Source organism: Fischerella sp. PCC 9605 (assembly GCF_000517105.1).
Lineage (GTDB): Bacteria > Cyanobacteriota > Cyanobacteriia > Cyanobacteriales > Nostocaceae > PCC9605.
On the sequence record NZ_ALVT01000034.1, the window covers coordinates 130,007 to 142,101 of the forward strand.

A 12,095-nucleotide genomic window follows, 5' to 3' on the forward strand; every position below is an offset into this window, starting at 1 on the left:
TTTAGTTGCTGATTTTCATCAAGTCGAACGACCAATCAACCCGCAACTCACAACTGGATTGCAAATCGCAAATCTTAATCCCATCGTTTTTGAACTGGGCAGTTTCTTTGCCTTCTTGGTGTTTTTGTTTTGTAGAAAGCCCTTTCTCTTTGAGTAGGCGGTTGATGTGGCGATCGCTGATTTCAATCCCTAGTTCTAAAGCTAGGTGTTTGCTTAACCATTGGGCTGTCCAATTGGCAAAGCCATAGCCATATTCACGCGGACTATGTGTTACCAGTTCTTGCAATCTTTCAAGATATTGCTTGTTAACGGTTTTTGGTCTACCTTTTAATCGCTCATTCCATTTGTGTGCTAGGCCTGCTTGTACCATAGCAATCCAATACCGCGCCATCTCCTGGGAACAACCTAAAATTTGACAGATTTGAGTCTGGGTTTTACCCATATCTGCCAACAACATGATCTCTAATCTGCGTCGGTATTCTGGTTGCAAATCAGTTTGCAAATTCTTGAGCAAAAGTTTCCGTTGAAATGGCGTTAAAAATTTACTTTTTTTCGTGTCATAGCTCTCAAGAGCATCGTCTTTACTGGAATGGTTTGGCATATTTGTCACCAGTTGGCGTCAACTGTAGCAAGTGGACTTAATTTGTTTTTTATTTACAAATTGTTACCAACCTTGGATGCGTTATTTTGCAAACGTTGTTCAGGAAAATTTGTTTTTACACATAGTGTGCTAATATACATCGAAATCAATGGTATCTTTATTTACAGGTTGTTAAGATTTTTTTAAAACATAGCCTCTTTGTCGCTAAACTCCTCATATCTTTGTTGAATTCTCAAACTAAATTTGTTAAATTTACTAACCAAAATTGGGCAGAAAAGATGAATTGTAAGTGAATTTAGGACATTGTTCTTCCTAAATCGCTTTATATCAGCAACTGGTATCATCTCTCTAATTAGAGCCATAAATCCACTTGAAGCAACTCAAAAATTCTTGTAGATTCTTGCATCAGTAGAAATCCTTACATAAAAAAGTCGTATGTTTTATCTCCTTCAAAGAAAAAATTGTCTGTTGCTTTTGATCATTGTACTGTTCCATACAGCCTAATCGATTTCCGGTCTGAGTGTTTTCTCTGCCGAGGAAATTTACAGTATCTTCATGAGAAACTGAGAATATTTTCATAAAAAAGCAAAATATTTTACACAATTTTCACAAAAACCTGGTATTTCTCTCCTAGCGCTTCCTAGTATGATTACGTAGGTAATATCCCACGACTTTGAGTTGTATCACTACCAAGTGAAACAGCATCAGGTTAGTGCTGTCTTTTGAGTGCAAAGACAGTAATCAGCTTTTTTTAACGTGGTAGAGTTAAGAGCGGCTTGAAGATTTATCGAGGTAGATGCTGCAAATTGCCTAATTTTGCCATCATCCGGCTATCACAGCTAATGTTACAAGCCTGAGGATGTACAACGTCAAATGTCGTCAAATAACAGGAAGTATTATGAATCAGCAGATAAAATTAGTCAAACGCTTTTTACTAATCGCTACATCAGCGATCGCCACTTCTCTATTAGCAAATTCACCGAGCCAGGCTGCAACTATAGCTTTGTCTGACAGTTTTGTGATTTTAAATGAATTTAGTCAAAATCCAATTAGAACCGGGACTGATACGAAAACCAATACTAATACAGTTGCTAATGGTGATGATGGATCGGCAATAGCGATCGCCCAAGCACAAGCTTCTTTTCTCAGCAATCCCCTGTTGCCAGCAGATACTTCATCTGACACAGATATGAATATTAACCAACTTCCTATGGAACCACCAGAAGACATAGATTTGGGATTAGAGGAAGAAATTGCACCTTTATTATCTTCATTAGCTTCGCCTGCGGCATACAATACATCTTCTAGTATGGTGACAGGTTTTGGTAAAAATAACTCTGGACGAGCAAACAGTGAAGCTACAGTCGTTGGTGATTTCTTTGTGAATGCTGGTACATCCTTTAGTTTTGACTTTATTACCAACTTAAACCTGTATGCTAGTGTGGACGATCCAATTACGGAAAATGCCGCAGCTAGTGGAGATATACTTTTAGCTTTAGTGAATCCAGAAACAGAGGAAGTACTAGATTTCTTCTTAGCTACTGGTAAAGTAGACAGCAAAAATCAAGATGTGCTTGATTATCTGGGAAGTAGCAACATTAGTTTAGAGCCTCTTAATCAAGAGACTGACTTTGGTAGCAATCAAGAAAGTGCCGATCTGATTGTGCAGGGTTCTTTAAAACGCGATTTTGAGCAGGATACAAACGTGAGGTTGGTTGAATTTAAACGCAATCAAGCTGAAGTTGCAGTTCCTGAACCTTTAACTATCTCGGGTTCCCTCTTGTCTGGTTGTTTTTTGCTGATTGCGAAGCGTCGGCGCAAAGCAAATTCGTAATTTCAGTTATTAACATAGCTGCTTTTATTCCCATTTACCCACTTAAAAAAATTTATGGTGGTTCAATCAAAGTAGCTTGTATAGCAACTGTGAATAGTCAAGTTCGCGCCTTCATGAACTCCAAGCACCTGTTTTAATGGCATCACTATCCTATTGCGTGTTTAACAGCACTTTTAATTTATGTGATTATACTTAAGTAATTAAGCACGATCTTTAATAAAATTTTACCAATACACTAGTTAATTTCAACTATACTAAAGGGTGAGGGTGAAGCGAGTTAAAGCCTACATCCAAAATATAGACTAAATTTATCAGGGTAATTTCGCCATCCAAAAGTTTTAGCGAATAGCATTTGCCACAAAGCAAAGTTTATGTAAGTGACTTTGCGGGCGAAATAAGACGGTGAATCTATGTTGAATTAGAGATTTAATATTTATGTTCAGCAAATTTCTGCCGTAGGTTAGCTCTTGCTTATTCAAAAAAAAGGTTATACCTTGGCTGCGGCTGCAACCATCATATTGATGTCTAAAACTTCAACAACAACTAAAAAGTACAAATCAATCAAGAGGAGTGAGCGATAATATCATGGCTAGAATTACAATTTCTGACATTTCTTTGGAGCAAAACTATCTTGCAGACTTATCTGAAGCTGAGTCTGCATTTGTTCAAGGTGGTTTAAATTTTAACAGCTTGCTTCTCGGTTTGGCTGGGCTAGCTTTTCTACTTTCATACAAGAAAATTAATGCAATCCAAACGCTCGCTCTTTTCTCAATTAAAGCGGTAACTTCCGTTTAATCAATTAGATAAGATGTAGGGTGCGTTACGCTGTCGCGTTAACACACCCTACCATTCATTAGTGTCTTTAGTTTTTATATTTTTAATATTCCCACTGCGATGCTCCGAAGGAGCGGTCTTTGACCATCGCAACTATTAGGTATATATAGGAATCCGATTTGATTTATGAAAAAATCTAAGTATCTGTAGCGACTGTCTTGATTGTCAAGCGATCGCTAAAAGAAGTTGACACAACTGGGGAACCGCTTCGCTGATTGGGCGGTGCCAGGTAGGGGCAGCAAGACCTTGCTTGAGTTAGTAGCGTAGATAGTCGTGCCCCCACCAGGCACTCCGCTGTCGCCGCCCAATCTTCCCCAGTTGCTGAATCACTGGTGGGGGCAGCAAAACAATGGATAAAAAACCCTAAATAGATGGGATGTATAAAAATGTCAGTGCGACTAAGCGTTAACAATTGGTTGAAAGTTGTCACAAATGCGCCAAGGCAAATGATCTCGAAGCATTGCATTTAAAATAACTAACATTTTATGAACACAAGCAGTTAGAGCAAGTTTTTTAGATTTACCACGCTCGACAAGGCGCTCATAAAAGGCTTTGATAACAGGATTGTGACGTATTGCGACAACAGCACCCATATAGAGAGTGGCACGAACATGGGCACGACCACCATTAATCATCCGTTTACCTTTATGTTGACCGCTATCATGATTGATAGGTGCAACTGCTACTAAGCGAGAGATTTGTTTGGCAGTTAGCTTTCCTAGTTCTGGTAAATCCGAAACAATAGTTGTGGAAATAACTTGACCAATTCCAGGAGTAGTTTTGAGTAAATTAACTTTATCAATCCATTGTTGGTTATTTTGAGCCAATTCCTCAATTTCTTGATTAAGTTGTTTCAGACGTTGAGCAAGGTAATCAATATGCGCCTCAATATCTGTCAAAGCTTTACCACGAGCGCGAGTACGGCGATTTTTCTCAGCAGTTTGCATTTCAACTAATTGTCGTCTGCGACTAATTAATTCAGATAATTGACGCGCTCCTTCGGATTCAATTGCTAAAACCTGAGGTTTCATTGCTTCCCCAAAGTGTGCCAAAATTTGTGCATCAATTGCGTCGGTTTTTGCGAACCGACCTGTGGCTTTAGCAAAATCTCGCCCTTGCCGTGGATTAATTAATGCAACTGGTAAAAGTGCTGCCTGTAATTGAATTACTAGCTCTGTTTCTAATCCTCCTGTTGCTTCCAGTACAATCAGATTTAAATCGTAGGATTTAAGTTGCTCTACTAGATGAGATATTTCTACTTCTGTATTTGCCAGTTGGAATGCTTTACCCATTGGACGGATATAAACATCTAGAGTGGCTTTACTGACATCAATGCCTACCCATTGATTCATATTTTCCATTTTTTTACTCTTAACTATTTTGTCAAGAAGTGTTGAATTCATCCCCCTGATTTCACTCATCCTTGCCCGATACGGACTGTATACTTTAAATATCAGTAATTAAAGTTTTGCCCAAGCGCGACTGTTCGAGTTCTGTCATGGAGATTGTTGTAGTGACCCATGCTACAAAGCGGTCTTTAATGACCTAGGGTGCGACGGTTTACTACTTCTTCTAAGATACAAGGGTGCGTTATGCCTCTGGCTAACGCACCAAAGCCTTTGGATGGTGCGTTAGCCAGAGGCATAACGCAACGGCAATAAAGGGGGAGGAAAATCCACACCCCTTTTTGCCTCCCCTACGTATATTTCAAAAATCAAATATGAGTCCTATACTTTCCCCTTCGGTTTGTGCTGCAAAAGACGCAAAAATTTTGCCTGATTTATACCAATCTGAATAGAATAGCGATCGCCCACCCACACTTCTATGACAATTACTGGGCGAAGAGTTAAACCCTCATAGAGAACGGATAAGACAGCCAAAGGCAAAGACCTCTTAGAAACTACAATTAGATTTAAAGTATAGGGAAGGGGTGAGATTGAAAAGTTATTAGTTTCACTCTCATACCGCCCGTCCTAATTATTTTCCTGGTCTAATTGCCATAGAATGAGCCTCCTGGGCCGGTTCCGTATAGGGGGCCAATTGGTGCAACAGGTGCAGGAGCAGGCTGAGGTGCTGATGGTCTGTTATAGCGATCTTCTACAATCCATCTGTCTTGGTTAACATTGGAGCTTGGTGACGCACCTGAGTTACTGTATTCCATTGCTGCCCCTAATACCCCAAGCATTAGTAACATCTGTCTGGCTTGTTGTTCCTGTTTAGCCCGTCTGTGAGCAATATATTCCTTTTGTTGTTCTGGAGTAAGACTTTCAAAGTACCTTCGTTCTTGTTCACGTCTAGCTGCTGCTGCGGCCGCACGTTCTTGTTTTCGTTTTTGATACATATTTATACGTTGCTGTCTTTGCCTGGCAAAATTTTCTTGTCGTTGGAGACGTTTTTGCCTTGCTCTTTCTCTATTGCCTATCTGTGTTACGCGGTCTATTGTATTGATTACTTGGGTGACAGAGCCGAAGGAGTTAGCCACCTCAATTGTTTTTGTTGTACTGGGTAAAGATTGATCTGCCGAGGAACTGACCAACTGATTGGCGGCTAAACATGGAGAAACGCTAGAGAGTGAAAATAAAGCCAGACTTGATAACCCAACAATGAATTTCATAGGACTATATCCTGATGGTAGTAGTTTTTCGTAACTAGGATAATCGATGGTTGTAAATATAATTGCATAATGTACACTGATAGCGCCAGACATTCTGACTTATCTCTGCAATTTAATTTCCTATCCCTCACAATCTATATACGTTCAAGAGTTACCCCGTGCTGCAAACACTCAAGAAATTTTTTTAAGACTCATACCAAACCAACTAGGATAGCGATCGCACCCAGTAGGGAGTGACTGACGATAATACTATGTAAATTCAGTTAAAATACTTAAATATAGTCTCAATGATAATGATAATAAAATACATGATCTTTATTTAGATAATATTTTTACCAACTCAGCACTACTAAGTTGATTTTTCGCTATCAAAACTCAAAAAAATCAGGGTAATCTCAGATAATCTAAGAACTACCCTGATATTTTACTAGGAGTCGTCAATTATTTTTACTGTTGACTCCTTACTAATTATGCAAACGCCGCAGTCTTCACATCGTTGTTTGCTAACAGTTCTTGCAATTCCTCAGCATCCACGGTTTCTTTCTCAACCAGCATATCCGCCAGTTGATCGAGAACGTGACGGTTATCTGTCAAAACTGTTTTAGCACGCGCATAAGCTGCATCCACTAATTTGCGGACTTCTTCGTCAATAGCGGCGGCGGTTTCTTCGGAGAAATCACGTTCTGACATGATATCCCGACCGAGGAACATATTGCCTTGCTGACGACCAAGGGCAACAGGGCCGAGTTTGTCACTCATCCCAAACCGTGTTACCATTTGTCGGGCAACACGTGCTACTTGTTGCAAGTCGTTGGAAGCACCGGTAGTTACTTCTTCTTCACCAAAGATTAATTCTTCAGCAATGCGACCACCTAATGCCACTGCCATCTGATTTTCTAGATAAGAGCGGCTGTACAAACCACTATCCATACGGTCTTCGCTGGGGGTAAACCAAGTTAAACCACCGGCACGACCGCGCGGAATAATGCTAATTTTTTGCACTGGGTCATAGTCTGGCATCAGCGCCCCAACTAAAGCGTGACCGGCTTCGTGATATGCCACGAGTTGCTTGCGCCTTTCGCTCATTACCCGGTCTTTCTTCTCTGGCCCTGCTAAAACGCGATCGATCGCGTCGTTAATTTCATCCATCGAAATTTCGGTCAAGTTCCGGCGTGCTGCCAGAATGGCGGCTTCGTTCAGCAGGTTGGATAGATCCGCACCAGTAAACCCAGGAGTACGACGAGCAATTCTCTCCAAGTCCACATCCTTGCCTAAAGTTTTGCCACGGGCATGAACTTTGAGAATTTCCACCCGTCCAGAGTAGTCGGGACGATCTACAACAACCTGACGGTCGAAGCGGCCAGGACGCAACAAAGCTGCATCCAAAACATCGGGACGGTTGGTAGCGGCAATGATAATGATGCCGGTGTTACCTTCAAAGCCGTCCATTTCTGTGAGTAACTGGTTGAGGGTTTGTTCCCGCTCATCGTTACCACCGCCTAAGCCTGCACCACGCTGACGGCCGACAGCGTCAATTTCATCGATAAAGACGATACAAGGAGCATTAGCTTTGGCTTGCTCGAATAAGTCACGGACGCGGGATGCACCCACACCCACAAACATTTCTACGAACTCAGAACCAGAGATGGAGAAGAAGGGGACACCCGCTTCGCCTGCTACAGCACGAGCTAGCAAGGTTTTACCAGTTCCTGGAGGGCCTACTAACAGTACGCCTTTGGGAATTTTGGCTCCAACGGCAGTAAAGCGATCGGCGTTTTTCAAAAAGTCTACGACTTCGTTTAGTTCTAGCTTGGCTTGATCGATGCCAGCGACATCACCAAAGGTGACTTGGGTTTGTGGTTCCATTTGCACTCTGGCTCTGGATTTGCCAAAGTTCATGGCTTGGCTACCCGGGCCATTTTGGGCACGGCGCAGCAAGAAGAATAAGCCAACCAGAAGCAATACAGGGAAAAATAGGCTGCTAAGTGCCTTAAACCAGAATCCTTCGTCGGTTTGAGGCAAAACTATAATATCTACGCCTTTAGCGTTGAGCGTGTTGATCAGGTCTGGATCGTTAACTAAAGTCACCAATTTCTTGTCGCCACTTGTAGGCGTGACAATAGCTGTAGACCGATCCGCACTAATACTGACCTTATCTACCCTGCCATTTTGAACTTCTTGAATAAATTGACTGTATCGCCATGTCTCTCTGCTTTGGGGTTGCTTGTCAAAAAATGCTGTCCCAAGAGCGATGACAACAATAAAAAGCAGCGCGTACAGCCCCGCATTTCTCCATCGTTTATTATTCACCGAGGTTAATCCTCCTAAATTTGTTGTGCGAGGGCATTTTAAGAATTATGTTAACTTATCTTAAGGTATACCAAATTCTGCACCTATAATGCTAGTCGAAATCCCCGTAGTTGTTGAAAACAAGGATGCTTGGGATTATATTCTAGCGATCCTGTGGGCTGGATGACGGTGTGGATGGGAACAATTTCGACAACACTGTTACAGTAGGCGATCGCATCAAACTCCTTAACTAGTTCCGGTGTCCAAGGTTCCTCTTTCACCTGTTGTTGATTTTGCAGCCAGTCGATCAGCTGCGATCGCATCACTCCTGGCAAAATTCCTGCACTCACAGGAGGTGTCCACCAACAGCCATCCCGCCATCCCCAAAGATTGCCCGTACTTGTTTCTAACCAATTCCCCAAAGCATCCACTAATATCGCTTCTTGAGCATCTAACTTTTGGGCTCTATTCCTTGCCAGCCAAGCACTCAGATAATTTCCAGTTTTGTGAGTGGGTAAACTGCGAGAATATGCTAGTGATGAGAGGCTAGATGTTATACCATTATTCTGTTTATCCATCAAGTCTTTTGGTAAGAATCTGCCAACTATCCATTCCCGTCCATCGGGAAATACGGTAATTCTAAGGACGGGAAAGTGTGCCATGATTAATTCCGCACCTTGACGTAATCGTACTTCATCTGGTAATAACCAGCCAAAAGTTTTTAAGCTAAATTTAAGGCGATCGCAATGTGCCTGCCAATTCGTTAATCTATGGTCTAATGAATTGCCATAAACCCGTAGTGTAGTAAAAACCGTCGCTCCGTACAGTAAAGCTGGGTCATCAATGGTTAATTCTATGGTTTGAGACTGAATTAATTTACCGTTGTACCAATAAATAGTCGTAACCTCGCTGGGAATGAGGGGGGGGGAGAGGTTTTGGGAATTGGGCATTGGGAATTGGGATTTAACGATTATCTTTACCCCATGCCCCTTGCCCACCAACCACCAACAAACAACAAACAACCACCAACAACCAACAACCAACTAATCCTTTTCAGGTAATTTAATTTTAGTAGAGCCATCTGGATTTTTGATGACCTTTCCTCCTAAAGCTTCTATGGCGCTAATTGCTCTTTGTCGAGTTTTATCATCCAATTTATTATTTAATACCATTGTCCAAGTAGCAATTTGGGCGTATCTACTGTTAGGATTGCGATTTAAAAATTCAACAGTCTTCTGAGAAAATCCTGCTAATTGTTTGCTTTCTTCATCTGAATGATTACTAGCCCAGTTTGCTGCTTTTTGAAATGATTGCTTGGCATTTTGAGCATCTCCTAAAAATAATAATTCATCAATGCCTTTATAACGCCATACATAATAAGACCGATGGGGAACCCAAGGAGATAGTGAATTTAAACCTTTTTTCATCAATGCTATTGACCGTTCTGGCATAGCGGCATACATAGAAGTGCTGGTAGAAAGCCCTATGTAAGCCTGTAAAAATCGCGGATCGCGTTCTAAAATGACTTCAAAATATTCTGGGCTGAGACTGTAACCTGTTCTATCACGAACTTCATCATCGCCAAAGTATTGCAAAAAACTGAGATAGCTCCAATTTGCTATTAAATTATCATAACCAAAAGTCGGCATTTGCTTAAGCAAATTGAGGCGGAGTTTTTCTGTGTTTATTTCTCTTTCTAAAGTTTCTAAAGAAGCAGTTTGTTTACTAGAAATTAGTTGTTGCATACGGGGCAATTGCAACAAGCTAACTCCTAAAATACATAGACAGGCTGTAATAAATGCACCAATAGCTTGAGGGGAGAGAAACAACATTCTGCTCGACTGATAAATGAAGTGTTGGACTATAAGTACATAGTTCCCGTAAATTTAGCTAAATTAACAGTTTCAATGCAATTAGCGATCGCGCAAAGTATTAGTTAGTCAACAGTTCCTATTGAAAAGCTTTCGTTCAACTAACTGGCTGTATTGGCTTAGTATATTAGAGATGTAACTTAGAAAACATCTATAAAGTCGATAATCGGTAACGGGTAAAACCAATTACCAATTACCAATTACCAATTATCAACTCTTACAGCAAATTCTTGGGAACATTCTCAGGAACAACCCATAAGTAAAGGGTTGTGCCTTGCACCTGTACTGTCTGCTGTGGTTTCCAATCACCCATGTCGAAGGCGTGGGAAACAATACGCGTGCCTGGTTTTAGTTCTTTCAAAAGTTTAGGTCGGAGTTTTAAGTTGACATCGGGTAGCAGGTAAAGTGTTACTACCGATGCGTCACTAAAATCGGTTTGGAATAAGTTTTGTTGCTGGAATTTAACGCGATCGCTCACTCCTGCTTTTTGGGCATTTTGCTGACTTTCTTGCACAAGTTCTGGATTAATTTCTACACCAACAGCACGACTAACACCGTATTTTTGCACCGCTGTAATGGGAATGCGCCCGTCTCCACTGCCAAGATCGTAAAGCACATCATCCTTTTTGACTTGTGCTAGTTGCAGCATAGCGTTTACTACTTCTGGTGATGTTGGTACATAAGGTACATCTGCTTCTGGAGCTTGTTGGAATTGAGTTGTGAGCGCTGGTGCTGGGGAGTCGGAAGCAGGCGCTTGGGCATCTATCTCTGAGTTACGCTGGTTCGTGCATCCAGCTACACCCACGCTCACTGCACTAATCCCGGTCACAAGTAAAATTAGTATTCTTCGTAATTGCATGATCGGTGCTGTTTGTAAATAATCTGGTGAAAAACTGAAAGAATGTCCCTATCTTTAGCGTCAAAAACAAATGTGACTGGAAAGTGACAAAACTCAGCTTTTTATTTCTGAACGACCCAACGGTAGATAATGAGTCAAAGCTTGTTGACCCGAAACGGGGTATGCCCGAAGCAGTGCCAGGACAATAGGATAAAATCAAGAAAACTCACGCTTGTTGCAGCAAGAAGCTAAAAACTATCAGAGAAAAGTAAAGGATTCCCATAAAAGTGGCATTCTGGTGAAATTGTCATGGAAACTTCATCTTCTCGGTTGCATCAATTTACGACCAAAATATGCAAAATTGCTACACAAATAAACATCGATCAAGACGCAAGCAGTAATTATACACAGGTAGCAATTTTAGTCCTTGGTCAATGATCGTTGGTAGAAACTGACTAAAGATTCATAACTGTCTTAACTATAAACAAACAGTGCTATTGAGAAGCACATCGGCTTAGCATCTTCCAAAAAGTAAAAAGTAATACGAAATGGGAAACTTGATTCGTAGCAGTTGGATCGCTTGGTTGGTAACTTTATTTGCATCTATGGGGATTGTGGCAGGAGCTTATTTTACTTATTCAAATTCAAAGACACCTATTTCCCATTTTTCTTATCGCTTATTCGATAGCAACTCTGTCAATAAATCTGATCTTGATATCTGGAAGGAATTACGACCTCCTCGGAAAATAGAAATTGATTTAACCAAGCAACGCTTATACGCATGGGAAGGTAACAAACTTGTTTACTCCATGCAAGTTTCCACGGGTAAACGCTCCACTCCCACAAAAAAGGGTAAATTTTTGATTAGCTCTAAGTTCCGCTCTACCCGAATGCGAGGTCCGGGTTACGATATTCCTAATGTTCCCTATACTATGTATTTTTTCGAGGGTTACGCCATTCATGGGGCTTTTTGGCATAACAATTTTGGTACACCAGTTAGCCACGGTTGCGTGAATTTACGAGTACCAGAAGCTCGCAAGCTTTTCAATTGGGCTGACATCGGCACGTTGGTGGTGGTGCGTAAGTAGGGTTTTTTCTCGATTTGAATATAGTTGTTTAGTCAACAAAAAGACCCTTCTCCAGCATCATTTCTTTTATAGCAATCCTAAATCATTTTTAAGAAGTAAAAAGTAAAAAGTAAAAAGATAATCCCC

The 12,095-nt window shown here is 41.1% G+C and carries 13 protein-coding genes; 3 read left to right on the top strand and 10 right to left on the bottom strand.

The genetic code is table 11. The annotated features are described in order from the left end of the window. Position 1: 1 nt before the first annotated feature. Positions 2-601, bottom strand: coding sequence for a helix-turn-helix domain-containing protein (locus tag FIS9605_RS0101050; RefSeq protein WP_026730927.1), 600 nt, complete (start codon positions 599-601; stop codon positions 2-4). Between the two features lie 898 nt (positions 602-1,499). On the opposite strand from FIS9605_RS0101050, the gene FIS9605_RS0101060 reads away from it, so the two are divergent. Together FIS9605_RS0101060 and FIS9605_RS0101065 are read left to right on the top strand one after the other, a co-directional pair. Then, positions 1,500-2,435, top strand: coding sequence for a PEP-CTERM sorting domain-containing protein (locus FIS9605_RS0101060; RefSeq protein WP_026730929.1), 936 nt, complete (start codon positions 1,500-1,502; stop codon positions 2,433-2,435). A 585-nt stretch (positions 2,436-3,020) separates the two neighbouring features. Then, entirely contained in the window at positions 3,021-3,230 is a 210-nt protein-coding gene (locus FIS9605_RS0101065; RefSeq protein WP_026730930.1) for a hypothetical protein, read from the top strand. A gap of 175 nt (positions 3,231-3,405) precedes the next feature. Here the strand turns inward: FIS9605_RS0101065 and FIS9605_RS43755 are convergent, their stop codons facing one another. The 9 genes from FIS9605_RS43755 to FIS9605_RS0101095 all read right to left on the bottom strand — a co-directional run bounded on the left by FIS9605_RS43755 (position 3,406) and on the right by FIS9605_RS0101095 (position 10,902). Then, positions 3,406-3,699 carry a hypothetical protein gene (locus tag FIS9605_RS43755; protein ID WP_197035979.1) on the bottom strand — a complete coding sequence of 98 codons (294 nt, stop codon included), beginning with the start codon at positions 3,697-3,699 and terminating at the stop codon, positions 3,406-3,408. Next, on the bottom strand, positions 3,668-4,630 hold the full coding sequence (locus FIS9605_RS43760) for an IS110 family transposase (RefSeq protein WP_026730931.1): 963 nt from the start codon (positions 4,628-4,630) through the stop codon (positions 3,668-3,670). The genes FIS9605_RS43755 and FIS9605_RS43760 overlap by 32 nt, the downstream gene beginning before the upstream one ends. A gap of 176 nt (positions 4,631-4,806) precedes the next feature. Further along, on the bottom strand, positions 4,807-4,950 hold the full coding sequence (locus FIS9605_RS44845) for a hypothetical protein (RefSeq protein ID WP_231510194.1): 144 nt from the start codon (positions 4,948-4,950) through the stop codon (positions 4,807-4,809). 46 nt (positions 4,951-4,996) lie between these two features. Continuing rightward, positions 4,997-5,149 carry a hypothetical protein gene (locus FIS9605_RS42225; RefSeq protein ID WP_155960327.1) on the bottom strand — a complete coding sequence of 51 codons (153 nt, stop codon included), beginning with the start codon at positions 5,147-5,149 and terminating at the stop codon, positions 4,997-4,999. A 110-nt stretch (positions 5,150-5,259) separates the two neighbouring features. After that, positions 5,260-5,883 carry a hypothetical protein gene (locus tag FIS9605_RS0101075; protein WP_155960328.1) on the bottom strand — a complete coding sequence of 208 codons (624 nt, stop codon included), beginning with the start codon at positions 5,881-5,883 and terminating at the stop codon, positions 5,260-5,262. A 468-nt stretch (positions 5,884-6,351) separates the two neighbouring features. Further along, positions 6,352-8,193 (bottom strand): ATP-dependent zinc metalloprotease FtsH3, encoded by a 1,842-nt coding sequence (gene ftsH3 / locus FIS9605_RS0101080; protein WP_026730933.1) that lies wholly within the window; start codon positions 8,191-8,193, stop codon positions 6,352-6,354. An 83-nt stretch (positions 8,194-8,276) separates the two neighbouring features. Beyond that, positions 8,277-9,122: an aminotransferase class IV gene (locus FIS9605_RS0101085; RefSeq protein ID WP_082209709.1), complete on the bottom strand. Its 846-nt coding sequence runs from the start codon at positions 9,120-9,122 to the stop codon at positions 8,277-8,279. A gap of 93 nt (positions 9,123-9,215) precedes the next feature. Continuing rightward, positions 9,216-10,004 (bottom strand): hypothetical protein, encoded by a 789-nt coding sequence (locus tag FIS9605_RS0101090; protein WP_026730935.1) that lies wholly within the window; start codon positions 10,002-10,004, stop codon positions 9,216-9,218. A 256-nt stretch (positions 10,005-10,260) separates the two neighbouring features. Next, on the bottom strand, positions 10,261-10,902 hold the full coding sequence (locus tag FIS9605_RS0101095; protein ID WP_026730936.1) for a class I SAM-dependent methyltransferase: 642 nt from the start codon (positions 10,900-10,902) through the stop codon (positions 10,261-10,263). A gap of 527 nt (positions 10,903-11,429) precedes the next feature. On the opposite strand from FIS9605_RS0101095, the gene FIS9605_RS0101105 reads away from it, so the two are divergent. Then, entirely contained in the window at positions 11,430-11,969 is a 540-nt protein-coding gene (locus FIS9605_RS0101105) for a L,D-transpeptidase (protein WP_026730937.1), read from the top strand. Positions 11,970-12,095 lie beyond the last annotated feature (126 nt).